The organism is Streptomyces sp. NPDC001599, from assembly GCF_042893535.1.
Classification (GTDB): domain Bacteria; phylum Actinomycetota; class Actinomycetes; order Streptomycetales; family Streptomycetaceae; genus Streptomyces.
This window is the reverse complement of the sequence record NZ_JBIAVA010000003.1, coordinates 720,436-745,911: the sequence shown is the minus strand read 5'-3', so window position 1 is coordinate 745,911 and position 25,476 is coordinate 720,436. Positions and strand designations below refer to the sequence as shown.

Annotated in this window: 25 protein-coding genes; 12 read left to right on the top strand and 13 right to left on the bottom strand. The window is 73.3% G+C overall.

The genetic code is table 11. The features are described 5' to 3' along the window. The first annotated feature begins 19 nt into the window (after positions 1–19). Positions 20–766 carry a class I SAM-dependent DNA methyltransferase gene (locus tag ACFYZ3_RS12280; protein WP_388515828.1) on the top strand — a complete coding sequence of 249 codons (747 nt, stop codon included), beginning with the start codon at positions 20–22 and terminating at the stop codon, positions 764–766. Positions 767–924: 158 nt separating this feature from the next. Here the strand turns inward: ACFYZ3_RS12280 and ACFYZ3_RS12275 are convergent, their stop codons facing one another. After that, entirely contained in the window at positions 925–1,389 is a 465-nt protein-coding gene (locus ACFYZ3_RS12275; RefSeq protein WP_388515827.1) for a spore-associated protein A, read from the bottom strand. A 136-nt stretch (positions 1,390–1,525) separates the two neighbouring features. After that, a complete protein-coding gene (locus ACFYZ3_RS12270) occupies positions 1,526–2,596 on the bottom strand; it encodes an NAD(+)/NADH kinase (protein ID WP_388515825.1) in 1,071 nt (356 codons plus the stop codon). A 148-nt stretch (positions 2,597–2,744) separates the two neighbouring features. Here ACFYZ3_RS12270 and ACFYZ3_RS12265 point away from each other — a divergent pair, with 148 nt between their 5' ends. Together ACFYZ3_RS12265 and ACFYZ3_RS12260 are read left to right on the top strand one after the other, a co-directional pair. Then, the gene (locus ACFYZ3_RS12265) at positions 2,745–2,984 is read left to right on the top strand and encodes a hypothetical protein (RefSeq protein ID WP_003978454.1); all 240 of its coding nucleotides are present in this window, start codon (positions 2,745–2,747) and stop codon (positions 2,982–2,984) included. Next, complete coding sequence (locus ACFYZ3_RS12260; protein WP_003978453.1) at positions 2,984–3,367, top strand: hypothetical protein; 384 nt, start codon at positions 2,984–2,986, stop codon at positions 3,365–3,367. Before ACFYZ3_RS12265 ends, ACFYZ3_RS12260 begins: the two co-directional genes overlap by 1 nt. 27 nt (positions 3,368–3,394) lie before the next feature. Here the strand turns inward: ACFYZ3_RS12260 and ACFYZ3_RS12255 are convergent, their stop codons facing one another. Together ACFYZ3_RS12255 and sigJ are read right to left on the bottom strand one after the other, a co-directional pair. Further along, complete coding sequence (locus ACFYZ3_RS12255) at positions 3,395–3,997, bottom strand: GPP34 family phosphoprotein (protein ID WP_388515823.1); 603 nt, start codon at positions 3,995–3,997, stop codon at positions 3,395–3,397. A 51-nt stretch (positions 3,998–4,048) separates the two neighbouring features. Continuing rightward, positions 4,049–4,954, bottom strand: a complete 906-nt coding sequence (sigJ, locus tag ACFYZ3_RS12250; protein ID WP_388515821.1) for an RNA polymerase sigma factor SigJ — start codon at positions 4,952–4,954, stop codon at positions 4,049–4,051. A gap of 101 nt (positions 4,955–5,055) precedes the next feature. On the opposite strand from sigJ, the gene ACFYZ3_RS12245 reads away from it, so the two are divergent. Further along, positions 5,056–5,418 (top strand): hypothetical protein, encoded by a 363-nt coding sequence (locus ACFYZ3_RS12245; protein WP_361001724.1) that lies wholly within the window; start codon positions 5,056–5,058, stop codon positions 5,416–5,418. A 6-nt stretch (positions 5,419–5,424) separates the two neighbouring features. On the opposite strand, the gene ACFYZ3_RS12240 is transcribed toward ACFYZ3_RS12245, so the two are convergent. Continuing rightward, the gene (locus ACFYZ3_RS12240; protein ID WP_388515819.1) at positions 5,425–6,030 is read right to left on the bottom strand and encodes a DUF998 domain-containing protein; all 606 of its coding nucleotides are present in this window, start codon (positions 6,028–6,030) and stop codon (positions 5,425–5,427) included. Positions 6,031–6,091: 61 nt separating this feature from the next. Beyond that, positions 6,092–6,838, bottom strand: a complete 747-nt coding sequence (locus ACFYZ3_RS12235) for a DUF1838 domain-containing protein (protein WP_388515818.1) — start codon at positions 6,836–6,838, stop codon at positions 6,092–6,094. A gap of 117 nt (positions 6,839–6,955) precedes the next feature. Between ACFYZ3_RS12235 and ACFYZ3_RS12230 the strand changes: the two genes are divergently transcribed. After that, on the top strand, positions 6,956–7,615 hold the full coding sequence (locus tag ACFYZ3_RS12230) for a dihydrofolate reductase family protein (RefSeq protein ID WP_388515816.1): 660 nt from the start codon (positions 6,956–6,958) through the stop codon (positions 7,613–7,615). A gap of 85 nt (positions 7,616–7,700) precedes the next feature. Then, positions 7,701–8,690, top strand: a complete 990-nt coding sequence (locus tag ACFYZ3_RS12225) for an NAD(P)-dependent alcohol dehydrogenase (protein WP_388515815.1) — start codon at positions 7,701–7,703, stop codon at positions 8,688–8,690. 33 nt (positions 8,691–8,723) lie between these two features. Here the strand turns inward: ACFYZ3_RS12225 and ACFYZ3_RS12220 are convergent, their stop codons facing one another. The 5 genes from ACFYZ3_RS12220 to ACFYZ3_RS12200 all read right to left on the bottom strand — a co-directional run bounded on the left by ACFYZ3_RS12220 (position 8,724) and on the right by ACFYZ3_RS12200 (position 15,195). Beyond that, entirely contained in the window at positions 8,724–9,749 is a 1,026-nt protein-coding gene (locus tag ACFYZ3_RS12220) for a homoserine dehydrogenase (protein ID WP_388515813.1), read from the bottom strand. Between the two features lie 42 nt (positions 9,750–9,791). Next, positions 9,792–10,463: a response regulator gene (locus ACFYZ3_RS12215; RefSeq protein ID WP_388515812.1), complete on the bottom strand. Its 672-nt coding sequence runs from the start codon at positions 10,461–10,463 to the stop codon at positions 9,792–9,794. Further along, positions 10,460–11,638 (bottom strand): sensor histidine kinase, encoded by a 1,179-nt coding sequence (locus tag ACFYZ3_RS12210; protein WP_388515810.1) that lies wholly within the window; start codon positions 11,636–11,638, stop codon positions 10,460–10,462. Before ACFYZ3_RS12210 ends, ACFYZ3_RS12215 begins: the two co-directional genes overlap by 4 nt. A 92-nt stretch (positions 11,639–11,730) precedes the next feature. After that, on the bottom strand, positions 11,731–13,956 hold the full coding sequence (locus tag ACFYZ3_RS12205; protein ID WP_388515809.1) for an MMPL family transporter: 2,226 nt from the start codon (positions 13,954–13,956) through the stop codon (positions 11,731–11,733). 288 nt (positions 13,957–14,244) lie between these two features. Continuing rightward, on the bottom strand, positions 14,245–15,195 hold the full coding sequence (locus ACFYZ3_RS12200) for a PmoA family protein (protein WP_388515807.1): 951 nt from the start codon (positions 15,193–15,195) through the stop codon (positions 14,245–14,247). 198 nt (positions 15,196–15,393) lie between these two features. Between ACFYZ3_RS12200 and ACFYZ3_RS12195 the strand changes: the two genes are divergently transcribed. From ACFYZ3_RS12195 to ACFYZ3_RS12185, 3 genes are all read left to right on the top strand, one after another. After that, positions 15,394–15,624, top strand: coding sequence for a hypothetical protein (locus ACFYZ3_RS12195; RefSeq protein WP_388515805.1), 231 nt, complete (start codon positions 15,394–15,396; stop codon positions 15,622–15,624). Positions 15,625–15,704: 80 nt separating this feature from the next. Next, the gene (locus ACFYZ3_RS12190; RefSeq protein ID WP_388515803.1) at positions 15,705–16,541 is read left to right on the top strand and encodes an alpha/beta fold hydrolase; all 837 of its coding nucleotides are present in this window, start codon (positions 15,705–15,707) and stop codon (positions 16,539–16,541) included. Between the two features lie 22 nt (positions 16,542–16,563). Continuing rightward, a complete protein-coding gene (locus ACFYZ3_RS12185) occupies positions 16,564–17,097 on the top strand; it encodes a TetR/AcrR family transcriptional regulator (RefSeq protein WP_388515988.1) in 534 nt (177 codons plus the stop codon). A 71-nt stretch (positions 17,098–17,168) separates the two neighbouring features. On the opposite strand, the gene ACFYZ3_RS12180 is transcribed toward ACFYZ3_RS12185, so the two are convergent. Continuing rightward, the gene (locus ACFYZ3_RS12180; protein ID WP_388515801.1) at positions 17,169–18,116 is read right to left on the bottom strand and encodes an aldo/keto reductase; all 948 of its coding nucleotides are present in this window, start codon (positions 18,114–18,116) and stop codon (positions 17,169–17,171) included. Positions 18,117–18,200: 84 nt separating this feature from the next. Between ACFYZ3_RS12180 and ACFYZ3_RS12175 the strand changes: the two genes are divergently transcribed. After that, positions 18,201–18,824, top strand: a complete 624-nt coding sequence (locus tag ACFYZ3_RS12175; RefSeq protein WP_388515799.1) for a TetR/AcrR family transcriptional regulator — start codon at positions 18,201–18,203, stop codon at positions 18,822–18,824. Between the two features lie 22 nt (positions 18,825–18,846). On the opposite strand, the gene ACFYZ3_RS12170 is transcribed toward ACFYZ3_RS12175, so the two are convergent. Next, the gene (locus ACFYZ3_RS12170; RefSeq protein WP_388515797.1) at positions 18,847–20,175 is read right to left on the bottom strand and encodes an SGNH/GDSL hydrolase family protein; all 1,329 of its coding nucleotides are present in this window, start codon (positions 20,173–20,175) and stop codon (positions 18,847–18,849) included. Between the two features lie 297 nt (positions 20,176–20,472). Here ACFYZ3_RS12170 and ACFYZ3_RS12165 point away from each other — a divergent pair, with 297 nt between their 5' ends. After that, on the top strand, positions 20,473–24,210 hold the full coding sequence (locus ACFYZ3_RS12165) for a S8 family serine peptidase (RefSeq protein ID WP_388515795.1): 3,738 nt from the start codon (positions 20,473–20,475) through the stop codon (positions 24,208–24,210). Between the two features lie 117 nt (positions 24,211–24,327). Further along, the gene (locus tag ACFYZ3_RS12160; RefSeq protein ID WP_388515793.1) at positions 24,328–25,332 is read left to right on the top strand and encodes a helix-turn-helix domain-containing protein; all 1,005 of its coding nucleotides are present in this window, start codon (positions 24,328–24,330) and stop codon (positions 25,330–25,332) included. Positions 25,333–25,476 lie beyond the last annotated feature (144 nt).

The following is a 25,476-nucleotide window of genomic DNA, read 5'->3' as shown; positions in this document are numbered from 1 at the left end:
CCGGGCAGCATGGCCGCCCGTGACGAGCAGCGAACTGTGGACCCGTGAGACCGCCGACCGCTACGACGCCGAGGAGGCGGAGACCGGGATGGGCTCCGCCGCCGTTCTCGGACCGACCCTCGACTTCCTCGCCGGGCTCGCCGGGAACGGCCGGGCGCTGGAGTTCGCCATCGGGACCGGACGCGTGGGCGTTCCGCTGCGCGAACGCGGCGTGCCGGTGGCGGGCATCGAGCTTTCCGAGCACATGGCGGCGGTCCTTCGCCGCAAGGCCGCCGAGGAGACGCTGCCGGTGACCCTCGGGGACATGGCCACGACCGTGGTGCCCGGCGAGTTCACCCTGGTCTATCTCGTGTACAACACCATCACCAACCTGCTCACGCAGGACGAACAGGTCGAGTGCTTCCGCAACGCGGCCCGTCATCTGAGCCCCGGCGGCCGCTTCGTCATCGAGCTGGGCGTGCCACCGCTGCGGTTCCTGCCGCCCGGGCAGGTCGCGGTGCCGTTCGACGTCTCCGAGCGGCATCTCGGCTTCGACACCTTCGACCTGGTCGAGCAGATCCTCGTCTCCAACCACTTCACGCGCGACCCCGAAGACGGCTCCTACCGCCGGGACAACTCCCGGCACCGGTACGCCTGGCCGGCGGAGCTCGACCTGATGGCCCGGATCGCCGGACTCGAGCTGGAGCGACGCGTCGCGGACTGGGACGGGTCCGCGTTCACCGGGGACTCCGCGAAGCACATCTCCGTGTGGCGCAAGCCGGCCTGAGGCAGGGTCGGGGAAGGATCGCCCGCCTGCCACGCACCGGGGCCTCGCCCTCGTCGCGCGGCGGGTTCGGGGACGATGCCGCCCGAAGCCGACGTCCCTCCCCATCGGGCGAAAGGGGCTCCACCGTACGGTGGAGCCCCCGGCCGGTCCGCGCCGCGTCAGCGTTCGCCGGCGAACCAGTCCTTCTGCGGGGCCTTGGCCGCGAGCGCGCCGCAGTTGGAGCCGTAGTTCCAGGCCTGCAGGTTGTCGATGACGCCGCCCCACTCGACGCAGGCGCCGCGCGCGGAGACGTACACCGGCCCGGCGTACGACCGGTAGTCACCCTCGTCGTACTGCTCCGCACCACTTTCGATGTTGCGCACGTAGGCCACCATGTACGTCGGCGTGCCCGTCTTGTTGCGGATGGTCACGGTGCAGTTCTTGCCCGTGCCCGAGTTGTAGGTGAGGTACACCGTGCCGGTGGAGCCGATCGGCATGGAGTTCACCACCTTGTAGCCGGAGCCGCAGACCCCGTTGTACGACGCGGTCGCGCCCGCGGTCGCCGCGCCTGCGGCGGGGGCCGTCACCAACAGCCCCGCCCCGATGGCCCCGACTGCGGTCAACGTCGCCCCTACGGCTTGCATGGAACGCTTCATGGCACCTCGATCCGTGAATCGACTGGCCTCCCCTTGGTGTTGCTGAAGCCACCAGTTGAGACCTTTGCACCCCTTCAGGGGTTGTACGTCGTTGGCAGATGTTTGCGACTGTTCGCGGAGAAGATCACCGGAGGGCCCCCTCGGTGCCCGGCACCGGCAGCGCCAGATGGGCGAGGTCTCCCGGTGGTGGCGTGCTCACCGGCCACAGCGGGGCGGGCGTGCCGTCGGCGACCGCGGCCGGGGCGTCGGTGAGCCGCATACGGTCGCGCAGGCGGCCGTAGAAGTCCATGGGCCCCAGCCGCACCGCCCGCAACCGGCGGGGAGCGGCGTAGACGCCGAGCCAGTCACCGGGATCGAGTACACCTCGCAACTGCCCGTCGATGCTCACGGCGGCCCGGCCCGACCGTTCGAGGATCCGCAGTCCGACGGGCTCGTCCGGTGCGGTGACCACGGAGCGGTCGAACGTCATGTGCGGGGCCACCGCGGTGAAGACGAGCGCCTCGGCGCGGGGCGACACGACCGGGCCGCCCGCGGCGAAGCTGTAGGCGGTGGATCCCGTAGGGGTCGCGACGAGCAGCGCGTCGGCGGAGTACGAGGCGAGCAGCCGGCCCGCGATGTAGACGCCGACGGAGATCTGCCGGTCCCTCGACAGTTTCTCGAGCACGACGTCGTTGAGGGCCGTGACGTTCAGGGCGATGCCCCACTCGTCGCCGCTCTCGCAGTCGGTCCGCACCCGCGGGGGCGGCAGCAGGGGTCCGCGCCCGTACCGCAGGAGCGCTTTCATCTCCGAGGGGATCTCCAGGAGCCGGGAGGCACGCAGAGTGAGCAGCATGCGGCTCTCCGGCTCCAGCCCGCCGTCCCGGACGGCGTCGAGGGCGGAGCGTACCGCCGGTGCGGGCACCTCGGTCAGGAACCCGACCCGCCCCAGGTCCACGCCCAGGATCAGGGCGTCGTTCTCCGCCGCCAGCCGTGCGCCGCGCAGGAAGGTGCCGTCACCGCCCAGGGTCACGACGAGGTCCGGGTCGCCGGCCGCGTCCACCTCCTCCCGCGCGCTGTGCCGCCCCGTATCGCTCCACACGTCGATGTCCGTGCAGGCGACGGCGTTCTCGTCGCACCACTCCCGGACTTCCCGTGCCGCTTCGGCGGCGCCCTCGCGGCCGCCGTGGACCACGAGTCCGACCCGCTCGATCGTCACCACTGCCTCCTGCCACCGGGCCGTGCCCCTGGAACCGCGATCGGCGAAATCCTCGCCGACCTCGCGGCGGGGCGGGCCGCGACATGCCGGGGCACCCTCTCCCGTCCGGCGAGTCGCGCATCAGGTACCGAGTAGGTACCATGCCGGTATGCCATCACTGAACGTGACCTTCACCGAGGAAGAGATGGAAGGCGTCCGCGCTGCCGCCGCAGCCGAGGGCAAGAGCCTCAAGCAGTACATGCACGACCTCGGTGTCCGCGAGATGCAGCGCAAGCGGTTCGTCGCCGGGGCCGTCTCGTGGGCGGACCGGCTGCGCGCCGAGTTCGACGAGGCCTTCCCCGACGAGATCCCCCCGTCCCAGCGCGGCGAGGGAGTCACTGCCGCCTGATGAGCGAGCCCCTGTACATCGACGTCCCCTGGCTCCTTGACGTTCAGGACGCCGCTCTGGACAACGAGGACGTGTCGGTCACGGACTACTCGGCCCTGGTCGCGGCGGTGGCCCGGCACAAGACCCGGATGCCGACCCTGGCCGCGTCCAACCCCGACAGCGCCTGGCGCGCCGCCGCGCTCCTGCACACGGTGGTGCGGCTGGAACCGCTCCCCCACCGCAACAGCCTCTTCGCGGCCTTCGTCACCGGTCAGTACATGGACCAGTCCGGGGAGGGAATCGACCCGCCCTACGGGGCCCTGTCCGACCTGATCAGAAAGGTCCGCGAGACCCGGCTGAGCATCTACGACATCGCCGACGTGCTCCGCTCCTGGCGCATCTGACCGCCGGATCTCCAGCGGTCGAAGCCGTCACATCCCGCGCCAGATGTTGTCGAACGCCGCTTCCTCGATGCTGCGGCGCTGCCGGATCGCGGCCAGTTCCACCACGGCGTCGTTCACCGCGGCGAGCACCGTGGCGACCCCGTCGTCCTCGGGATCCGCCACCTGGTCGGCCGACTCGTGCCGCACACCCACCGCGGCCGCGAGACCCGTCAGCACGGGGTCCGCACCGGACCAGCGGTCGGTGGCGCGCCGACGGGCCGACGGATCGGCCTGGGCCGGACGGTCGGTACCGCCACGTGCGATCCGTCGCGGACGCCTCCGGCCGCCCTCGTCCGCTCCCGCGGCCGCGAGGTACTGCGCCGCCAGGCCGTCGCCCCGGCGCCACAGCCAGTCCGTCACGGACTCGGCCGGGTCCGCGCCGAGCAGGGACGCCGCCGCGTCGAGGAGCCGGTCACCGGATCCGGCCGGCGACACCGGCCGCAGCAGGACACCGTCCAGCGCGACCGTTCCCGCCTCCATCAGGTCGATCAGTTCCGCTCCGGCCAGGGCCAGCGACAGGTCGCCGCGCTCGACCGGATAGTCGGAGGGAACCTCGAGAGAGACGATCGTCAGGTCGTGCGCCGTGGTCATGCGGATCTCCACATCTGTCAGATCTCCTGCGACACACCGGCCGCGATCCGTTCAGCCTACCCACGGCCCCAGCTTCTCGGGGTTGCGGACCGCCCAGATGCGGGTGACGCGGCCGTCGGCGACGTCGAAGGCCGCAACGGTCATGACGGCGCCGTCGCGGCGGGCCACCAGGCCCGGTACCCCGTTGACCGAGCGCTCCAGGAGTTCGAGTCCCGGGGCCTTGTCGGCGATGGCGGCCATGTACTGGGCGATGCGGGCACCGCCCTCGATCGGGCGCAGGGCGGTACCGACCATGCCGCCGCCGTCGGCGGTCATGACCGCGGCCGGGTCGAGGAGGTCGACGAGGGCCGCGATGTCCTTGGACTGCCACGCCTCCTTGACCTGCCGCACCACGTCGGCCCGCACCGCGGCCGGGGCCTGCGGAGCCCGCGCGCCGCGCACCCGGCGCCGGGCCGAGGCCGCGAGCTGCTTGCAGGCCGCGGGGGTCCGGCGAAGGATGCCGGCGATGTCGGCGAAGGGGTAGCGGAAGACGTCGTGGAGGACGAAGGCGACCCGCTCGGCCGGGGTCATCGACTCCAGGACGACGAGGAAGGCCATGGTCACCGACTCGTCCAGGACCATCTGGTCGGCGGGGTCGGCGGGGTCGGCGCCGTGGCCGCGGCCGCGCTCGGCATGGGCGGGGAGCGGATCCGGCAGCCACGCGCCGACATACCGTTCGCGCCGGGCCCGCGCCGAGCCGAGCGCGTCCAGGCAGACGCGGCCGGTCACGGTCGTCAGCCAGGCACCCGGGGACACGATCTCGTCCTGCCGGTTCCGGGGCAGCGCGTACCAGCGTGCGTAGGCCTCCTGCACGGCGTCCTCGGCCTCGGCCAGCGAACCGAGCAACCGGTAGGCGACATTGATCAGTTGACGCCGTTCAGCGACCGTCGCGTCGGTACTCGTCCCAGCCGTCCCCATGCCCGACCGCCCCCTCGCCTTACCTTTCACCGGCCCGCGTCGTCGTGCTGGTGAGACCTTACCGATCTACTGCCCCCCGGGGCGGAAATGGGGACCGCGGCATGGCAACCCAGGCGACGGCGCAGCGCCGACTCTCGTTCCTGCAGATCGCGATCGCCCTGCAGACACTGACCATCTTCCTCCAGGCGGTCTCCGCCGGACTGCTGCTGACCGCGTCCTACGGGGAGACGCTGCACAGCGTCGGTGCCCGGGTGATGTACGGGGCGTCGATGCTGTACGTGCTCGCGGCGGTGCTGGCGTGGAAGCCGGGCGGCGGCCCGCTGCGGCCCGTGTGGCACGCCTGCGGCTTCCTCGTCCTCGCCTCGGTCCAGGTCGTGCTCGGCATCGCGCACGTTCCGTCGGTCCATCTGCCCCTGGGAGTCCTGATGTTCGGACTGAGCGTGCTGGCGCTGGCGCGGCGTTGAGCACTCTCATGCCGCCGGGTTCACCCCCTGACGCCGGGCGTGGCGGAGGCAGGAGGCGGCCACCACGAAGGGCCACAGCGACTGGAGGGACGTCACGACGCGTTCGGCGACGCCGGCGTCACCGTGTCGCCGCATCTCGATCAGGAACCACACTCCACCGGCGGCCATCAGGGCCGTCACGACGATCGAGGGCGCCAGACGCAGCGCCCAGGGAGCGGCCGGACCTCCGTCGACGGCCAGCACCGGCCAGACCGCCAGGAGCGTGAACCCGACCACCACCACCGCGCCGTGCCGCAGGGAGCCCCCGCTGCTCGGCGCGGGGAGCACCACCAGGACCAGCGCGGCGAGTCCGCCACCGCCCAGCGCGACGCGTCCGGCGGTGGCGGCGGCCCGCAGCCCCCAGGCGGTCAGCAGGTGGCAGACGCCCAGGGCCAGGAACGCCGCCGTCATCACCCAGAATCCGGCGGCTCCGTAGGACCCGAGGACGCTGATGGTCTGCGTGACGGGATCGTAGGAAGCCCCTTCGGCGTACGCGGCGCCGGTCCAGCCTGCGATCAGCAGTACGGGTGCACATCCCGACGAGAGCAGGACCCACCTGGGAACAAATCGCATCGGGCCACCATAAAGCGGGCGGCCACGAGGCGCACCGCACGCAGCGCCGCGCTCCTGGACCTCACGCGGGCGGGTTGAGCGCGCGGAAGTACGTCCAGCTGGTCTCGTTCGGCTCGCTCCACCCCTCCGGGGCCCGTGCGAACCGCGGGTGGTGGTCGGCGATGTGGGCACGGGTGCGCTCGGGCACCTCCGTGTACGAGCCGAGCTTGCGGCCCCGGCAGTGGTAGGTGAGGCCGCCGGGCCGCCCGCCGCGGGCCATCCACGGGACCCACGGGGACATCCGGGTCCACGACATGGTCGCCGGGACGCTGGGGTCCGGCCCGGCCAGGTCCTCGCGGCGGGCGAAGAACTGGAAGAGTTCCAGGGCCCGGTACGTGTCACCGGCCGAGTGACGGGGGTACTGGGCCGCCGGCAGCGGCGAGGGGTAGGCGAGCGGGATCTCCAGGCTGAAGCAGACCTGGTCGCCGAGGGCGGTCGTCGGGACCGGGAAGGGTCGCCACTTCTGGTTCGCCGGGTCGTTCCAGACGTGCACCACCGGCAGGTCCTGCCAGGTCTCCAGGATGTCGCCGGTGACGGGGTCCAGGTAGAACGCGGCCTCCCGGGTGAGCAGCCGGTAGGCGTCGGGACCGTCCTCGGCGTCCTGGACCAGGCGGGCGACGTTGACGCCCTCGAAGCCGAAGAGGCGCTCGTAGGGCTCGTCGGGCGCCCAGGCGAACACACTTCCGGACCACCAGTACGTGACCTCTTCGCCGTCGAGGGAGGCCCGGGTGCGGGCGAGGGAGCGGAGCGACTGCGCGGGTGTCGTCATGGGACGTACTCTGCGCGACCGCCGCCCCCGTCGGCCGGGAATCGGGGCGACCCGCCCCGGAATCGACCGGAAGTCGCGGCAGCGATGAATTCGGGCGGCGGATCGGGTCCCCCCTGTATGACTCGTATCATCGCGGACATCTCGATCTCCCTGGACGGCTGTGTCACCGGGCCCGATCCCGGCCCGGGCAACGGTCTGGGCACCGGGGGCGAGGCCCTGCACACCTGGGCGTTCTCCGACGATCCCGAGGAGCGCCGGATCGTGCGCGAGACGACCGCCCGGTCGGGCGCCGTCGTCCTCGGCCGCCGGCTCTTCGACCTGGTGGACGGACCGGGCGGCTGGGACGACACCGTCGGCTACGGCGCCGCGGAGGTGGGCAGGCCGCCGTTCGTCGTCGTGACGGCCTCGCCACCGGCGTCGGTCCGGCTCACCAACCTCGACTGGACGTTCGTCACGACCGGTCTGCCCGACGCCGTCACCGCGGCGCGCGAGCGTGCCGAGGCGGCCTCGGCGGACCGCGGCCGGGACCTCGACGTCGTCCTGATGGGCGGCGGTGCCCTGATCGGCTCCGCGCTCGACGCCGGGCTGGTCGAGATGCTGTCCCTGCACCTGGCTCCCGTCGTGCTGGGCTCCGGAACGCCGCTGTTCACCGGGCGGACACAGCACACGCTCGTTCGGCGGAGCGCCAACCCCACGCCGAACGCCACCCACCTGCTCTACGAACTCCTCCGACGCACTCGCTCCTCAACGAACACACCCCCGAGGACGGCCTGTTGACGGGGACGGGCCCCGCCCCTACGGTGCCCTCACCGCGCGACCCGCGATCGGTACCCGGGGTCCCCGAGGGGATGGTGGCAGGGCGATGAAGGCAGTGCTCCAGGAGCGGTTCGGCCCCCCGGACAGCCTGCGGCTGCGGGACGTCGACCAGCCTCGCGCCGCTGCCGGCCAGGTACTGGTGCGCGTGCACGCCGCCGCGGTGAACCCCTACGACTGGCACATGCTGCGCGGAGACCCGTACGCGGCACGGTTGCTGGGCGGCATGGGGCTGACCCGGCCGAAGCACCGGGTGGCCGGCATCGACGCGGCCGGGGTGGTGGAGCGGGTCGGCGCCGACGTGCGGGCGCTCGGCCCCGGCGACCGGGTCCTGGGGTTCTGCCCGGGAGCCTTCGCCGAGTACGCGTGCACCACCGCACCGATGCTGGTGCCCGTGCCCGAGGGCATGGCCTTCGAGCAGGCCGCGGCGTTGCCGATGGCAGCGGTGACCGCCCTGCGCGGGATCCGGACCGTCGGTCGCGTACGGTCCGGGCAGCGGGTACTGGTCAACGGGGCGGGCGGCGGAGTGGGGACCTTCGCGGTGCAGATCGCGGCGGTCCTGGACGCGGAGGTCACCGGAGTGTGCAGCGCCGCCAACACCGACCTGGTGCGTTCACTGGGCGCCGCCCACGTCCTGGACTACGCACGGGAGGACTTCACCGGCGGACGCGAGCGCTACGACGTCGTCCTGGACAACGTGGGCAACCACCCGCTGGGCCGCCTGCGCCGGGCGCTCACCCCGGCGGGCGTCCTGGTGGCCAACGGCGGCGGCTCCCCCGGCCGGGTGTTCGGGGCGATCGGCGCCATGCTGAAACTGGCGGCGGCCAACGCGGGCACGCGGCAGAGGCTGCGCCCGATCCTCCCGGCGACCCCGGACGGGCCGGTCCACGAGGACCTGCTCGCCGTCACCGCGCTCGTCGACGCCGGGCAGCTCACACCCGTGGTCGGCCGGACCTTCGCCCTGGCCGACACCGCGCGGGCGGTGCGGCACGTCGAGGAGGGCCACGCTCGCGGCAAGACCGTCGTCACCGTGGCGTGAGCGTCCCCCGGCCCGAGTCGCCGTGCCCCCGCGTCAGTGGAACCCGGTGCGCGCGGCCGTGACCTCGACGGTGTCCTTCACCAGGGCCAGTGCCGCTCCCACCGGACTCGACCGCCCGCCGCTCACCGTCACGTCGCCCGCGTCCGGGCAGCCGAACACCACGGCCTTCTCGGGCCCGGTCAGCGCGTGCAGCGGGTCCCCTGGTTCCGTCTCCTCGAGCCGTACGTGCACGACGCCGGGCTCGGCCACCGACGCGCCGGCGACCGCCCGTAGCCGACGGGACCGCGAGGCCGCCGCCAGGGCCCGCCTCGCCGTGGTCGCGTCCACCGGCTCCGCCCGCACCCGCACCTCGGCCGGGTCCCAGCCCCAGGCCAGCGCGGCCAGCAGCCGGACCTTGGTGGCGGCGTCCTTGCCCGACAGGTCCGCCGAGGGATCCGCCTCGGCGATGCCCCGCAGCCTGGCGGCGCGGATCGCGTCGCTCAGCGTGTCGCCCCCGGCCAGGCGGTCGAGCACGAAGGTGGCGGTGCCGTTGGGACAGGCGCGGATCGTCCGGCAGTCCAGGCCGCGCAGGGACGTGCGCGACAGGTCGCCCGCCGGGAGCGCCGCCCCGGTGGCCCCGGAGATCCTGATCATGCTGCCGCCCGCCCTGGCGGCCGCGTCGAGGTCCCGCCAGTGGGTGAGCAGATGGCTCTTGGTGGCCGTCACCACGTGGATGCCCCGGCGCAGTGCGGTCACGGCCTCCTCTGCGGCGCGCTCCCGCAGTCCGGGCGAGGACGGAACGGCCTGGACGAACACCCGCGCGCCGGTGCGGTCGAAGATCTCGTCCAGCGGTCTCGCGGGGTCCCACTGCGGGCGCGGCGGCACCGACCCGTCCGCGCCCGGCAGGCACTGGGTCGCGCTCGCGCGTACGGCGGCCACCCTCGGTCGTACGCCGTGACGGCGGGCGAGCGCGTCTCCGTCCCGGGCCAGCCGGTCGACGAAGGCCTGCCCGACGGGGCCGTACCCGGCGAGGACCACCTCGGTCGCCGTCGCTCGGGTCGCTTCGGTCACTTCATTCATGGATCCGGGATCCTCTCACACCACAGGCCCTGACAAGGACCGTCAGTGGGGCGGCCGTACGAGGCCCGAGCGGTAGGCGTGGGCGACGAGTTGAGCCCGGTCCCGGGCGCCGAGCTTGGTCTTGGCGCGCTGGACGTGGGTGCGCACGGTCAGCGGGCTCAGGAAGAGCTCCGCCGCGATCTCCTTGTCGGACTTGCCGTCCGCGACCAGGGCGGTCACCTCCCGCTCGCGGGCGGTGAGGGCGGCCAGGTCCTCGGGCGCCACGGGGGACGTCCCGGGGTCGGGGGAATCGAGGAACCGGGTGATGAGGCTGCGGGTGGCCGCGGCGGACAGGAGGGCGTCGCCGGCGGCCACCGTGCGGATGCCGTCGAGGAGTTCCTCGGCCGTGACGTCCTTGCCGAGGAATCCGCTCGCGCCGATGCGCAGGGCCCGGGCGACGTGTTCGTCGGTCTCGAAGGTGGTGAGGACGAGGACCCGGGAGTCCCTGAGGTCGGGATCGGCGCAGATGGCGGCGGTGGCGGCGAGACCGTCCGTGCCGGGCATGCGGATGTCCATGAGGACGATGTCGGGTCGGTGGGTGCGGGTCAGTGCGATGGCGTCCTGGCCGTCGGCGGCTTCGGCGACGACTTCCAGGTCCTCGCTCGAGTCGATGAGGATCCGGAACGTCGCCCGCAGCAGAGCCTGGTCGTCGGCGAGGAGCACGCGGATGGTCATGGGGGCAGTTCCCTTGGTGGAGGAGGGGCGGGCAGTTCGGCGGTGACGGCGAAACCGCCTTCCGGCAGGGCACCCGCCCGCAGGTGGCCCCCGGAGGTCTGGGCGCGTTCCCGCATGCCTACCAGGCCGAAGCCGCCGTCGGGGCCCGGTGGGCGCGGGGTGGCGCCTCCGTCGTCCGCGACGGTGAGGGTCAGCCGGTCGTGAGTGTAGGCGAGTTGCACGTCCGCCGAGCCGGCGTCGGTGTGTTTGGTGACGTTGGTGAGCGCCTCCTGCACGATCCGGTAGGCGGTCAGGTCCACGCCGGCCGGCAAGGGGCGCGGCACGCCCTCGGTGGTGACGGTGACCAGGAGTCCGGCGGAGCCGAACGCGGAGACCAGTTCGGGGAGTCGGCCGAGTCCGGGCGGGGGTTGCAGCGGGTCCTCGGGCTCGTCGGAGCGGCGCAGGAGACCCACGGTGGCCTTCAGTTCGCGCAGCGCCGACGCGGTGGTGCCGGTGAGGTGCGTGAGGATCTCGTGGGCCTGCTCCGGGTGGGTGCGGGCGAGGTGGGCGGCGGTATTGGCCTGGGCGTTGGCCAGCGCCATGTGGTGGGCGACGACGTCGTGCAGTTCGCGGGCGATCCGGACGCGCTCCTCGGCGACGCGCCGGCGGGCCTCCTCCTCGCGGGTGCGTTCGGCGTGCTCGGCCCGGGTGTGGACGGCGTGGACGTACGCGCGTCGGCTTCTGACCGACGTGCCGGCCAGAACGGGAAACAGCATCCAGGCGGCCGGGCCGAAGCTCTCGGTGGCCCACGGCTGACCGTTGCGCCCGGAGAGCAGCGCGGCCGGAATGATCAGCGCGACGGCTCCGAGGTAGGAGACGTAGGCCGCTCGCTGGGGGGTTCGGGCCGCCGCTTCGTACAGCGCCACCAGCACCGGCGTCAGCAGGAGCGGCAGGACCGGATAGCCCACCGCCACGGACACGGCGGCGCAGGCGGCGGTCGTCAGGACCGCGGCTCGCGGGTGGTCGCGGCGCCGGACCAGGCCGGCGGCGGCCACGAGTGCCAGGGGCTGGCCCGCCCACCAGCCGAGGTCTCCCTCCACGTACTGCCGGCTCGTGGCAACGAGCACCAGCAGCAGGAAGGCCGCCTCGACGAGGTGTGGGTGGCCGTCGGCGTACCGTCGCCAACTGCTGAGCATGAGTTCCTCCTCGGACCAGGATCGCCGATGCGGCCCGCGCGCGTCGGGAGGGCCGCCCGTGGCACACGCGGGCGGCCCTCCCCGGGCGCGGGTCAGAGGCGCACCGGGTCCTGTTCCCCGACGCCGGGATCGGCGGCGAGCGCCGGGGCCAGGGCCCTGCGGGTGAGGGCCTCGCCCTCCACGTCGACCCGCGGGAGCAGCCGGTCCAGCCGGCGCGGCAGCCACCACGCCCGCTCTCCGAGCAGGACGAGGACGGCGGGCACGAAGGCCATGCGGACGACGAAGGCGTCGAAGAGGACGGCGGCGGCCAGGCCGAAGCCGACCATCTTGAGCAGGGTCTCACCGCCGGTCATGAAGCCCGCGAAGACGGCCATCATGATGACCGCGGCCGCGGTCACGACCCGGCCGCTGTGGCGGAACCCGGTGGCGACGGCCTCCGCGGGCCGCTCCCCGTGGATGACGGCCTCCCGCATCCGCGACACGAGGAACACCTGATAGTCCATGGCGAGGCCGAAAACGATGCCCACCAGCATGAGCGGCATCGTGCTCATGATCGGTCCGGTCTCCTCGATGCCCAGGAGTCCGGCGCCGTGGCCGTTCTGGAAGACCGTGACGAGTACGCCGAAGGACGCCCCGACGGACAGCAGGAAGCCGAGGGCGGCCTTGAGCGGTACCAGTACGGACCGGAAGACCACCAGCAGCAGGAGGAAGGCCAGACCGACGACGACCAGCAGGTACGGGATCAGGGCGTCCGTCATCTTCTGGGCGACGTCGATGTTGAGCGCGGTGGTGCCGGTCACCTCGAAGGTCGTGCCGGTGTCGGACTCCGTCGCGCGGCGCTCGTCGCGGATGGTGTGGACGAGTTCCTTCGTGCGCTCGCTGGTGGGCGCGGTGGACGGGACGGCCCGGATCACCGCGGTGTCCTTCGCGGCGTTGAACCGGGGCGGCGACACGGAGACCACTCCCCCGGTGCCGGCGATCTTCTCGGAGACCGCCGCGACGGCGGAGCGCGGGTCGTCGGCCTGCCTGGCGTCCACGACGATGGTCAGCGGGCCGTTGAACCCGGGACCGAAGCCGTCCGCGAGGGCGTCGTACGCCCGGCGTGCGGTGGTGGACGTGGGCTTGGCCTCGTCACCGGGCATGCCGAGCCGCAGGTCCAGCGCCGGTACGGCGAGAGCGCCCAGCACGGCCACCGAGCCGAGCAGCACGGGCACCGGACGGCGCCGGACGAACCGGGCCCACCGGGCGGCCCACTCCCCGGTCTCCCGAACCGGCCGGGCGGCACCGGGCTTCGCACCCTTGCGGACGCGGCGGGCCAGCAGGGCGTCGGGCCAGAAGCCGAACAGCGCGGGCACCAGGGTCAGTGTGATCAGCACCGCGCAGACGACCGCGCCGGCGGCGGCCAGGCCCATCCTCGTCAGGGACGGGACTCCGATCACCGACAGGCCGGCCAGCGCGATGACCACGGTGAGTCCCGCGAAGACCACCGCGGATCCGGCCGTGCCCACGGCCAGCCCCGCCGCCTCCTGGGCGTGGTGCCCCTTCGCCCGCTCCTCGCGGTAGCGGGAGACAACGAGCAGGGCGTAGTCGACCCCCACCGCGATGCCGATCATCGTCGCGAGGTCGCTGTCGGTCGCGGACAGGCCGAGGGCGCCGCCCAGCGCGATGATCGAGGCGAGTGTGAGGGCCACGCCGACGACGGCTGTGATCAGCGGCAACCCGGCGGCGGCGAGCGATCCGAAGGTGACCAGGAGAACCACCGCGGCGACGCCGATGCCCAGGAACTCACCGATCCCGGTGGACGGCTCGCTCACCAGGGCGTCGCCGCCGGCCTCGACGGTCAGGCCCGCGTGCCGGGCCCCCTCCACCGCTTCCGTGAGATCTTCCCTGCTGGCGTCGGTGACGTTGTCGTCGGTCACCTTGTAGGTGACGGTGGCGTACGCCGTGGACGCGTCCTCGCTGACCGTCGTCGCGTCGAGGGGGTCCGACACCGCGGCGACCTGCGGCCCGTCGGCCACCTCGGCCACCAGGGCGTCGATCGCCGCCCGGTACTCGGTCGCCGTGACCTTGCCACCGTCCGGTGCGACGAGGACGATCCGGGCGCTGGAACCCTCCGCCTCGGCGCCCGGGAACCGCTCGTTGATGAGGTCGAAGGCGTGCTGGGACTCGATCCCCGGCATCGAGTCCGAGTCGTCGGCCGTCTCGCCGGCGCTCATGGCGCCCAGCACGACGCCGAGGACGACGGCCGCCCACGCCAGGGTCACCCACCGGCGCCGTCGGAAGGCGCCACGGCCCAGCCTGTACAGCAAAGTTGCCATGGAGAGGTCTCCGCATCTGATCTGGGGAACCTCTCCAGACTCACGGCACGGCCACCGCCCCGTCGTCGTCCGCACCGACCGTCGCGTGTACTCACTTTCGAGTACCGCGGCAGAGGTCGGACACCCGGGTGGACGGCCGGTCTGCCTCACATGCCGAAGCGTCGGCGGGCCGCGGGACCGGTCGCGCAGACCCGCGCGGCTCTCGGGTGTCCGCCGTCCCGGCCGCGCGGTGCGTCGAGTTGGGCCCGGGCCGCCGTACGTCGGACTCAGGGCCGCCGTACGTCGGGCTCACCACGCGAGTCCGTCCAGGTGTGCGGCGACCCGCGCGCGGTCCCAGGCGCCGTCGGCGACGATCACGCGGTAGGCCCGGGCGAGGGTCTCGCCGGGCGGCAGGACCAGTTCCTCGTGGAAGGCCCAGGAGGGTGCGACCGCGGCGAAGGGGTCGTTGCGCACGAACCAGTGGGCCGGGTGGGTGCCCTTCTCGCCCGAGTGGTCGTTGGAGGGGGCGTGTTCGAAGACGAGCGTGGCGTGGCCGTCCCGGCCGTCGTGCTCGCCGACGTAGGCCAGCCAGCGTGCCCGGGAGCCCATCGGATCGGCCCCGGCGGGCTCGCCGGGCTCCGCGGACGCGGCGGACTCCGCCGTGAAGACCCGGCCGCCGCGGAAGGCGCGGGGCCCGCGCCAGAACAGCCCGGTGTAACCGGCGGCGGGGCGTCCGTGGGTGGTGGGGCTGCCGAACCGCAGTGGTTCGCCACGCCGGTTGGTCACCGCCGACGTCCAGGTGAGGGTCCAACTGCCGGTGTCCGGGTCGACGTCGCGGACCTCGATGCGGCGCTCCTCCTCGGCCCACAGGTCGCCGCCGTGCGGGTGCCAGGTCAGCCGCTCGGCGATGACGGCGCGGTCCGACTCGGCGCCGACCTCCTCGAAGGACACGTGGGCCATCGAGCCGACCCGCTCCGGCAGCGCGCGGTAACCCTCGCCGTGCACATAGGTGTTGCCGCCCCACAGGTTCTGCCTGGACAGGTGGGAGGCGGTCAGCTGGAGCCCCTTGTGCCAGCGGTGGTCGTTGGGGCGGTAGTCAGTGACGACTGCACCGGACAGGGTCCGGACCGGGTGCAGGTACGGTTTGGGCGCCTCCCATGCGGCCTCGGGGCGGTACACGTACGAGAACAGCTCGGTTCCGGCCGCCCCGTGGGCCACGGTGACGCGGTCGCCGTGGACGTGGGTGAGTGAGAGCGTCATGGAGTCCTCTTCCTCCCGGCGGACGTATGCCGCGGCGCCGTCGGGCCCTCACGATAGCAAGCGCTTGCCACAAGGCGGCTCGCCGCGCGGCCGGGCCACTTGGGCAGCGGCGGGGGCAAGGACGAGTGCCCTCGTCGAGGGCACCCTCGCTCGGCGAGACACTGGGACGCGAGCCGTGCCGCCCTAGGCTTTTTGACCATGGAAATCCCGAGACACCTCATCGAACTCCGGCACGCCGTCGAGGCGGCGGACAACCGTTACCGCAACAACAGGGGCGAGAACGCCACGGTCGCCCTGGCGGTCTGGTCCGACGCCACCGCCGCACTGGCCCGGGGCATCGCCGCCTTCGCCGACGAGACCGGCGTGCCGCACCGCGAGGTGGAGCTGGCCCTGCAACGCGCGACAGGACGACACACCCCCGCGCAGTGAACCCTCCCGGCGGGCCGTTGACAGTATTGGCTAATGGCAGTAGCTTTTAGTTAATCCTGTTAGCCACATCGGGGAGTGACATGACCGAGCACCTTGCCGTCGACGGCGGCACGATCGCGTACGAAGTGACCGGGTCCGGCCCGCTGATCGTGCTCGCGCACGGCATGGGGGACAGCCGCGCCGCGTACCGCGCCGTCGTCCCCCGGCTGGTGGCGGCCGGTCACCGGGTCGCCGCGGTGGATCTGCGCGGCTGCGGCGAGTCGGGCGTCGACTGGCCGGAGTGGAGCCGCACCGCCATCGCCGGTGACCTGATCGCCCTGATCCGTCACCTGGGCGGCCCGGCCGTACTGGTCGGCCACTCGGTCTCGGGCGGCGCCGCCACCATCGCCGCGGCCCGGGAGCCCTCCCTGATCACGGCGGTCGTCGAGCTGGCGCCGTTCACCCGCAAGCAGTCGGTGCGCCTCGGCGACCTGCGGGTGAAGCGGTTCAGGCGGGGCATGCTCCGCCTGCTCGGCGCGGGCGCGTTCGGCAGCCTGCCCCTGTGGCGCTCGTACCTCGACCTCGCGTACCCGGGCGTGAAGCCGGCCCACTGGAGCGAGCGGCTCGGCCGCATCGAGTCCCTGCTGCGCGAGCCGGGCCGGATGAAGGCCATGCAGGCCATGGGCCGCAGCGCGCCGACGGACGCCGGCGCCCAACTCGGCAACGTCCGCTGCCCGGTTCTGGTGGTGATGGGCACCCTCGACCCGGACTGGGCCGACCCGCACGCGGAGGGCTCGGCCGTCGTCGCGGACCTGCCGTCCGGGCTCGGCCGCCTGGAGATGATCGAGGGCGCCGGCCACTACCCGCACGACCAGTTCCCCGACGAGGTGGCCGCGCTCGTGCTCGCCTTCCTCCGCTCGGACGCCGCCCGTGCCTAGGGCGGGCCTGGATCCGGCGGCCGTGGTCGCGGCCGGTGCCGCGCTGGCCGACGAAGTGGGCTTCGCCAACCTGACGATGGGCCTGCTGGCCGAGCGGGTCGGCGTACGCACCCCGTCCCTGTACAAGCACGTGGGCGGCCAGGACGACCTCAACCGGCGGATCGCGGTCCGCGCCCTGACCGAGGCCGCGGACGCCGTCGGAGGCGCGGTCCAGGGATACGCGGGACGTGACGCCCTGGCCGCCGCCGCGCGCGCCTTCCGCGCCTTCGTCCTGGAGCACCCCGGCCGGTACGCCGCCACGATCGGCCAGGAGCCCTCGGGGCCGGACGATCCGCTGGCCGCCGCCGGGCAGCGGCTGCTCGGCGCGTTCACCGCGGTCCTGCGCGGCTACGACATCGAGGACCGCGACGTGGACCACGCGCTGCGCCTGCTGCGCAGCCTCTTCCACGGCTTCGCCACGCTGCAGGCCTCGGACGGCTTCCAGTGGAGCACCGACGTGGACGACAGCTTCGAATGGCTCATCGCCTTCGCCGACCGGGGCCTGCGCACCCTGTGACACCGGCGCCGCACGGGCCAAGCCTGCCGCCGGGCACCCCTGCCGGGGCAGTGGCGGCCCCGGGGCCGGTGTCAGCCGAGCGGCACGTCCGCGGAGCGGCTGCGCACGGCGTCGAGCGCGGCGAGGGACGACTCGTCCAGGGCGATCCCGCCCACGGCGAGGTTCGCGTCCAGATGGCCGGTGTCGGCGGTGCCGGGGATGAGCAGCACGTTCGGGGCGTGGTGGAGCAGCCAGGCGAGCCCCACCTGGGCCGGCGTCACGCCGAGCGTGTGGGCCACGGTGTGCACCGCGGGCTCGTCGGCGACCTTGGGCATGGCGGGGAACGCGCCGCCGAGCGGGAAGTACGGCACCCAGGCGACGCCCTCGGCGGAGCACAGCGCGAGCATGTCCTCGTCGTCCCGGCTCACGACGCTGTAGGCGTTCTGCACGCAGACGATGCCCGCCGGGAGGGCCCGGCGCAGTCCGTCCGCCGTCACGCTGCTCAGACCGATGGCACCGATCTTGCCCTCGTCGCGCAGCGCCGTCATCACGGCGAGCTGGTCGTCGAGGTCGACCACCTGGTCGCCCTCCGCGCGCAGGCCGGGGCCGGTGTCGAGGCGGCGCAGGTTCACGACCGGGATCCGGTCGGTGCCGAGGCTCCTGAGGTTGCCCTCGACGCTCGCCCGCAGTTCCTCCGGTCGCTGTGCGGGGCGCAGCGGGAGGGGGCCGCCGGGGTCGGGGTCGGCCCCTACCTTGCTCACCACGACGACGTCGTCCGCGGGGCGGAGCGCCTCGCGGATGACCTCGTTGACGAATCCGTCGCCGTAGAACTGGGCGGTGTCGAGGTGGTCGACGCCGCGTTCCACCGCTCGGCGCACGAGGGCGACGGCGGCGGCCCGGTCGGCGTGCAGGCGTTCGAGCTGCATCGCGCCGTAACCGATCCGGGAGACGGTGCGGCCGGCGAGCACTCCGGCCCCTCCGGGGCGGGGGATGCCGGCGTGCGTGACACGGGAAGAGGCGGGGGTGCCGGTTGACGTCATGGGAAGTCCGTCCTCGTGCGATGATGACAGAAGCGGAGGACCCTCCGCTTCCATGACTGTAGCACTACCGGAGGATCCTCCGCTTTGAGTCCGGACCAGGAACCGAACGCTGTCCCCGACCGGTCCGACCGGCCGGCCGGTGCCGAACGCCCGCTGCGCGCGCACGCGCGGCGCAACCGCGAGAAGCTCGTCGCCGCCGCGCGGGCGGCGTTCACGGCCGCGGACGACACCGTCCCCCTGGACGGCATCGCCCGCGAGGCGGGTGTCGGCATCGGCACCCTCTACCGTCACTTCCCCACCCGCGAGGCGCTGGTCGAGGCCGTCTACGCCGCCGAGCTGGACGACGTCACGGCCAGTGCCTCCGCGCTGCTGGACGAGCTGCCGCCCGAGCGGGCGCTGCGCGCGTGGATGGAGCGCTACGCGGCGTTCGTCGCGACGAAGCGCTCCATGCTCCACACCCTCCACAGCGGCTGGGCCTCGGGACGCCTCGCGACGCCCGCCACCCGCGAGCGCATCACGGCCGCGATCGGCGCCATGCTCGCGCAGGGGGCCCGGGCGGGCTCGCTGCGCGGGGACGTGGCCCCGGACGACGTCACCGCGATGCTGCTCGGCGTGTTCCTCTCGACGGCCGCCGACGACGAGCCGGAGCGCACGGAGCGCCTGCTCGACCTCGTCGTCGACGCCCTCAGGCCGCCCGGCAGTTCATGACCGGCACCGGTGGGTCACCGGGTCACCGGCGGGCCGACGCAGCCAGCATCGGGAGGGAAACGATGTCGGCGAGCGCCTGCTGGCCGGCGATGTTCGCGTGGACGCCGTCGCCGGTGTCGTACGGCGGGTTGATGCTGTTCGGCCGTACCGGGTCTTCGAGCACCTGGTCGAAGGGGAGGATCCCGTCGCAGGTGCCGCCGCAGCTGTTCCACTTCGAGACGAAGGTGCCGACGGCGTGCCGGTCGCGGTTGTGCTGGTCGGTGTAGCCCGGGCGCGGGGTGATGGGCGTGACGTACACCTTGATGCCCGCGGCGCGCAGCCGTTGGAAGACCTCGCGGTAACTCGCCTCGATCCGGGCGGCGTCGCAGCCGGCCGGGAGGTCGTTGGTCCCGTAGTAGTAGAGGACTCCCGTGACCCCGTGCAGGGACAGCACGTCGCGCTCCAGCCGGGCGGCGGCGTCCAGGCCGCGGACGGACTCACCGATGCCCGGGCAGGTCGCGGCGCTCGTGGTGCCGCCGATGCCCGCGTTGGCGACGGCGAACTGACGGGTGGCAGGCAGTTCCGAGGTGATCCGCCGGGCGAGGTCGTCGGTCCACCTCAGATCGGCGCCCGGGCGGCTGCAGTCCGGTCCGCAGTTCGTCGACCCGGTTCCGTCGACGACCGAACTGCCGTACGCGACCAGACTCCCGCGCAGGCGCGGATTGCGTACGTCGACCGCGCTGACCAGGAGCGTGGAGCCCGTCGTCCCGGTGAACGCGGTGCCGTCCGGGTCGGCGGTGTGGTCGCCGGAGCCGGGCGGGGTCAGGTAGTTGGTGCGGAAGGCACTGTCGTGGCGCCCCGGAGCCACGGTGCCCGAGACGGAGAGCGACACCGCGATGTCGTCCTGGGCGGCGGTGCGGAGCCCGGTGCTGTCGCTCCACACCTCACCGCCGGGTGGGACGACGACCCGGCGCCGGCCGTCGAACGTCACGGGGCGCGGGCGTCCCTCCGTCGCGGCGTCCTTGCCGTCGCTGTGGGCCACCGTCGCCGCGTCGACAGTGAGCGGTGTCTTGCCGAAGGTGTTCTGGACGCGTATCCGGACCGCGTCACCTCCCTGGCTCAGGTGGGTGATCATGCGCACCGACTGGTCGCGCAGCGGTGTGGGCGCGGCGTTCTGCTGTGAGGCGGCCCAGGACGTGAACCAGGCGTTGCCCCCCGGCCGACGGTCCGGCCCGGTGCCGACGGGAGCGGCGGCGGTGCTCGTGGACGCGGCCAGGACGGAGGACGCCAGGGTGAGGGCCAGGGCGGCCGCTACACCTCTGGTCAGGGGCGCGCGGGCGGGGTCGAGTACTCGGGCAAGGAGACGGCGCATCGGTGCCTGCCTTTCCGACGTGACGGGGGTGCAGGGCTGGATCCTCCCCGGCCGTTCCCCGGCTCACGCCACTCACGGCCCCGCGGTGCCTCAGGCATCGCCCCGCACACCAACCCCGCTCCCACCACACCGGGTTGCATCCGCCGTACACCCCGGCGGTGCCCCGGTATCGCCCCGGTGTCGCCCTTGCGACATGTCCCACCTGTGCCACCCGAATCGCATGACACCCCGTCTTCGGCAAGCTCATCCTGGCCAACGCACGAACTTGCATCGAACGCATGGGAAGGCAGCGCACTGATGAGACGGATCCGCCTGTTGGCTGCGATATCGGCCGGTCTGGCGCTGGCCGCCGGCGCCGTGGCCCCCGTACCCGCACTCGCGGGCACCCCGCGTCAAGACGCCGTCGCTCCTGCGACGGACCACGGCACCGCGGCGGACCACGGCACCGCGACGGTCAAGCTGATCACCGGGGACAGTGTGACCGTCACCCGGGCCGCGGACGGACGCCAGGCGGCGTCCGTCACGCCGGGGCCCGGCAGACGGGGCGTGCTCTTCCGCACCCTCGAGCAGGACGGCCATGTGACGGTCCTCCCGTCCGACGCCGACGCCCTGGTCGCCGCCGGACGCCTGGACCGGGACCTGTTCGACGTGACGGCGCTCCTCGCGCAGCGGTACGACACCGCGCACACCGACGCGCTGCCGCTCATCGTGGAGCAGGCCGAGGGTGTGGCGGCCTCCTCGGTGAACGCGTTGACCGATCTGGCGCGGGACGCGTCGGTCCGCGAACTCGACAGCATCGACGCGCGTGCCGTGCGGGTCGACGACGCGGACCTCGGCCGGTTCTGGAAGCGGCTCGTCCCGGCCGACGGACAGCGCGCGAAGGCCGCGGCCACCACGCCGCGCGTGTGGCTGGACGGCCGGGTGGGCGCGTCCCTGGACCGCAGTACGGCCCAGATCGGCGCCCCGGACGTGTGGTCGGCCGGTTACCGGGGCGACGGCGTCAAGGTCGCCGTCCTGGACACCGGGGCGGACCAGAGCCATCCCGACCTCGCCGGCCGGGTCGCGGCGGCCAGGGACTTCTCCGGCAGCTCCGGCACCAACGACGTCTTCGGGCACGGCACCCACGTCGCCTCCATCGTCGGCGGCAGCGGCGCCGCCTCCGGCGGGAGCCGCCAAGGTGTCGCGCCCGCCGCGCAGTTGCTGGTGGGCAAGGTGCTCGGTGACGACGGCTTCGGCAGCGAGTCGCAGGTGATCGCGGGCATGGAGTGGGCGGCGGACCAGGGCGCCGACGTCGTCAACATGAGTCTCGGCTCCTCGGGGGCGACCGACGGCACCGATCCCATGAGCCAGGCGCTCAACGACCTCAGCCGGCGCACCGGCACGCTGTTCGTGGTCGCGGCCGGCAACGAGGGCGAGCAGGGTCCCCGCACGGTCGGCTCGCCCGGCGCCGCGGACGCCGCACTCACCGTCGGGGCCGTCGACCGGGACGATGCGCTCGCCCCGTTCTCCAGCCGCGGCCCGCGCCTCGGTGACGACGCGGTGAAGCCGGACGTCACGGCTCCCGGTGTGGGCATCGTGGCGGCACGCGCGGCCGGGTCGGCGATGGGCGACCCGGTCGACGAGCACTACACCGCCGCCTCGGGCACCTCGATGGCCACCCCGCATGTGGCGGGCGCGGCCGCGCTCCTCGCCCAGCGTCATCCCGACTGGACCGGCGCGCAGTTGAAGGACGCGCTGATCAGCACGGCGGTCACGGTGGACGGCCAGAAGGTCACCGAACAGGGCGGTGGGCGGATCGACGTGCGCGCCGCGGGACTGGGCGCGGTGACCGCCACCGGCACACTCGTCATGGGGCCGTTCACCTCGCAGGACACCGAGCCGGTGACGTCGGAGGTCAGGTACACCAACTCCTCGGACGAGGACGTCACGCTCTCGCTCGCCGTCGAGCTGGCCACGGAAGGGGGCAAGGCGCCCGCAGAGGGATCGGCGCGGCTCGGCTCCGACTCCGTACGCGTGCCCGCGGGTGCCTCGGCCGAGGTGCCGCTGACCGTCGATCCCGCCCGCGCCGGACAGGGCAAGTTCTACGGCTACGTCACCGCGAAGACCGCCGACGGCTCGGTGGCCGCGCACACCACGCTGAGCCTGGTGGTGCACGGGCCGACGCACCGGATCACCGTGAGGACGATCGACAAGGACGGCGAGCAGGTCGACGACCTCCCCACCATCTGGGGTGCGGAGGGCTTCGTCGGCTACAGCGACCCCGCGTCCGCCGTCGCCGAGGTCGAGGAGGGCGTCTACCAGCTCAACACCAGCTGGACGACGTCGGCCGAGGACGGCGAGGAACTGCGCCACGTGGTGCTGCCCGAGGTCAGGGTCACCAAGGACATGACCGTCACCCTGGACGCCCGCAAGACGGTTCCCGTGGAGATCCGCACGCCCCGGCCTGCGGAGCAGCGCGGGATCATGAGCTACCAGACCTACCGCGAGATCGGGGGCCGCAGCCTGACACAGGGCACGATGTACTTCGACATCGCCAAGCGGCTGTACATCAGTCCGACGGCCAAGGTCACCGAAGGCACCTTCGAGTTCGCCTCCCGCTGGCAGCTCGTCGCCCCGCTCATCGAGGCGAAGGTGTCCCGCACGCGGTTCGACCTGGGCGCCTACTACATGCCCGCCTCGCCGCTCTTCCCCGAGCGCGGCGCGACCCTGACCGCGGTCGACGCCGGCGACGCGGCGGACCCCGACTTCAGCCACGCCCGCGGCAAGGTCGCGGTGGTGGACAACCCGACGGGATCCGGTGAGCGGGCCCTGGTCGAACGGGCGGCCGCCGCCGGGGTCCGCGCGGTGATCCTCGTCCACTTCAACGACACCGGCTGGACCCGCTGGCGGCCCACGGGCGACCGCAACGCCCTGCCCACCCTGCGGATCGGCAAGGACACGGGCGCCGAACTGCTCGCCCGCATCGCCCGCGGCTCGACCTCGGTGAAGTTCTCCGGCACCGCGCGCAGCCCGTACCTGTACGACGTGATGCAGGTGTCCGAGCAGCAGGTGCCCCGCAGGGTCGTGCACACGGTGTCCGCGCGCAACAGCGCGGTCGTCCGCTCCACTTACGCCGACAACGGTGTCACGGGGTGGGCGAGCGAGCAGCGCTTCGGCTGGCGGCCCTACCAGAACACCGCCTGGCTCCAGTACACCCGGTTCGTGCCGCTCGGTTTCGAGCGCACCGAGTACGTGAGCGCGGGCGACACGGCCTGGCAGCACCGGGTGCACCACACCACGACGTTCGACGTGGACCAGCCGCTCGTCGCCGGGATGCGGGACGATCCGCGCACCTACCGGGCCGGCGGACAGCCCCGGGAGACCTGGCAGGGCGCGGTCGTCCGCCCGTCGATCCCCGCCGGCACCACCACGCCGACCGTGCGGGACGGCAACGTGCTGCGGCTGCGGGTCCCGGAGTTCACCGACTCGCAGGCCGGGCACTGGTCGCCCACCTCCGGCGGTGACACCGCGAGCGCCGTGCTGTACCGGGACGGCGAGCGGGTCGACGGGGTCGACAGCGCCTGGCAGAACGTGGCCGTTCCGGCCGAACGGGCGCGCTACCGGCTGGACATGGAGACCTCGCGCGACTCCGAGGCCTGGACGAGGGGCGTGGCCACCAGTACGTCCTGGTCCTTCGAGTCGGGCCGCACGGACGCCGCCGACCCGCTGTCGCTGCTCCAACTCGACTACGACGTACCGGTCGACGTGCGCAATTCCGTGCGCGGCACCCGCTCGCACCACGTCGACGTCCGGGTGCGCGCCCAGGAAGGACTGCCCGTTCCACGGGGTGTGACCGTGCGGGTCGAGGCGTCCTACGACGACGGGCGCACCTGGTCGGCTGCGCGCACCCACGCCCACGGCCACAACGCCTTCAGGGCCTCGCTCACGCCGCCCGCCCACGGGGAATCGTGGGTGACGCTCCGGGTCACGGCGCGCGACTCGGCGGGCGACTCGGTACGGCAGACGGTGCAACGCGCCTACGCGGTACGCCGATAGCGGCTCGTCCGGCACGAGGGGTGTGCGGCAGGTGACGCCGTACACCCCCGCCGCGCCCTCCCCACCTGTGCAGTACGGTGTTCAACCGTCACGGCCCAGGATCCGGGGAGGGCGTTCGTGGTGCTGGAGATCGCTGGGCTGTCGCCCGACGAGGAGTCGGTGTACGCACTGCTCGTCACCTTCGGCCGGGCCGGCGCCGCCGACCTGGCGGAGCGTGACGGCATGCCGGTCGAGCGGATGGACCACGTTCTGGAGTCGCTCACCGCGAAGGGACTCGCCAGCCCCACCGACGGCGTCCCCCGGCTCTACCAGGCGGCTCCGCCCGATGTCGCCCTGCTCCCCCGGCTCAAGCGCAGTGCCGAGGCGCTGGACCTCGCCCAGCACGAGGCGGCCCGGCTGATCGAGTCCTACCGGGACACCATGCGCAGGCGGGACGCGGGGCAGCTCCTGGAGGTCATCACCGGTGCCGAGGCGCTGCGCCAGCACCTGCGGCAGATCCAGACCAGCGTGCGCGAGGAGATGCTCTGGTTCTGCAAGGCGCAGTACGTGGCCATGCCCTCGGGCAGCAACACCGAGGAGTTCGAGGCGCTGGCCCGCGGCGTGCGCTACCGGGTGCTGTACGAGAAGGCGTTCTTCGACGACGAGGGCGCGGTCGACAACGTCGTGGCGGGCGTGCGGGCCGGTGAGGTCGCCCGTGCCGTGCCGCACCTGCCGCTGCGCCTGGCGATCGCGGACCGCGCGGTGGCCGTCTTCCCCCTCGTCGCCGGCGGACCGCACGGCAGTCCGGAGGAACCCACGACGGCGCTGGTCAGGGACAGCAATCTGCTGGCGGCCCTGATAGCACTGTTCGAGCGGTACTGGGAGGACGCCGTCCCGCTGGACGTCGACGACTCGGGCGAACTCTCCGGGACCGACGGGCCGGCGGCGCCCGACGCGCTGGCCCCCACCGACCGCAGGCTGCTGTCGCTGCTGGTGGCGGGTGTGGCCGACAAGGCGATCGCCTCCCAGATGCAGCTCAGCCGCCGCACGGTCCAGCGCCGTATCCAGGGCATGATGGAACGCGCCAACGCCGCGACCCGCATGCAGCTCGCCTGGCAGGCGGCACGGCGGGGCTGGTTGTGACGGTCGGGGGCGCCGGACAGGGGACACCGTGGACAGTCACCGACCCGCTGTGATGTGATCCCTGCGGCGGCGTCTCCCCCCAGCCGCCGGTTCCGCCCGCCGGCCCGCGCCGCGTCGTCACGACGAGCGGACGGGTCCGTCCCC

What these genes read in the sequence shown, in the direction of transcription:
- ACFYZ3_RS12195 (WP_388515805.1), top strand. Translation starts at nt 15,394, where the DNA reads ATGGAAATCCCGAGACACCTCATCGAACTCCGGCACGCCGTCGAGGCG.
- ACFYZ3_RS12205 (WP_388515809.1), bottom strand. Translation starts at nt 13,956, where the DNA reads ATGGCAACTTTGCTGTACAGGCTGGGCCGTGGCGCCTTCCGACGGCGC.
- ACFYZ3_RS12255 (WP_388515823.1), bottom strand. Translation starts at nt 3,997, where the DNA reads ATGACCACGGCGCACGACCTGACGATCGTCTCTCTCGAGGTTCCCTCC.
- ACFYZ3_RS12210 (WP_388515810.1), bottom strand. Translation starts at nt 11,638, where the DNA reads ATGCTCAGCAGTTGGCGACGGTACGCCGACGGCCACCCACACCTCGTC.
- ACFYZ3_RS12165 (WP_388515795.1), top strand. Translation starts at nt 20,473, where the DNA reads ATGAGACGGATCCGCCTGTTGGCTGCGATATCGGCCGGTCTGGCGCTG.
- ACFYZ3_RS12245 (WP_361001724.1), top strand. Translation starts at nt 5,056, where the DNA reads ATGGCAACCCAGGCGACGGCGCAGCGCCGACTCTCGTTCCTGCAGATC.
- ACFYZ3_RS12220 (WP_388515813.1), bottom strand. Translation starts at nt 9,749, where the DNA reads ATGAATGAAGTGACCGAAGCGACCCGAGCGACGGCGACCGAGGTGGTC.
- ACFYZ3_RS12230 (WP_388515816.1), top strand. Translation starts at nt 6,956, where the DNA reads ATGACTCGTATCATCGCGGACATCTCGATCTCCCTGGACGGCTGTGTC.
- ACFYZ3_RS12200 (WP_388515807.1), bottom strand. Translation starts at nt 15,195, where the DNA reads ATGACGCTCTCACTCACCCACGTCCACGGCGACCGCGTCACCGTGGCC.
- ACFYZ3_RS12215 (WP_388515812.1), bottom strand. Translation starts at nt 10,463, where the DNA reads ATGACCATCCGCGTGCTCCTCGCCGACGACCAGGCTCTGCTGCGGGCG.
- ACFYZ3_RS12180 (WP_388515801.1), bottom strand. Translation starts at nt 18,116, where the DNA reads ATGACGTCAACCGGCACCCCCGCCTCTTCCCGTGTCACGCACGCCGGC.
- ACFYZ3_RS12275 (WP_388515827.1), bottom strand. Translation starts at nt 1,389, where the DNA reads ATGCAAGCCGTAGGGGCGACGTTGACCGCAGTCGGGGCCATCGGGGCG.
- ACFYZ3_RS12260 (WP_003978453.1), top strand. Translation starts at nt 2,984, where the DNA reads ATGAGCGAGCCCCTGTACATCGACGTCCCCTGGCTCCTTGACGTTCAG.
- sigJ (WP_388515821.1), bottom strand. Translation starts at nt 4,954, where the DNA reads ATGGGGACGGCTGGGACGAGTACCGACGCGACGGTCGCTGAACGGCGT.
- ACFYZ3_RS12265 (WP_003978454.1), top strand. Translation starts at nt 2,745, where the DNA reads ATGCCATCACTGAACGTGACCTTCACCGAGGAAGAGATGGAAGGCGTC.
- ACFYZ3_RS12235 (WP_388515818.1), bottom strand. Translation starts at nt 6,838, where the DNA reads ATGACGACACCCGCGCAGTCGCTCCGCTCCCTCGCCCGCACCCGGGCC.
- ACFYZ3_RS12170 (WP_388515797.1), bottom strand. Translation starts at nt 20,175, where the DNA reads ATGCGCCGTCTCCTTGCCCGAGTACTCGACCCCGCCCGCGCGCCCCTG.
- ACFYZ3_RS12240 (WP_388515819.1), bottom strand. Translation starts at nt 6,030, where the DNA reads ATGCGATTTGTTCCCAGGTGGGTCCTGCTCTCGTCGGGATGTGCACCC.
- ACFYZ3_RS12225 (WP_388515815.1), top strand. Translation starts at nt 7,701, where the DNA reads ATGAAGGCAGTGCTCCAGGAGCGGTTCGGCCCCCCGGACAGCCTGCGG.
- ACFYZ3_RS12190 (WP_388515803.1), top strand. Translation starts at nt 15,705, where the DNA reads ATGACCGAGCACCTTGCCGTCGACGGCGGCACGATCGCGTACGAAGTG.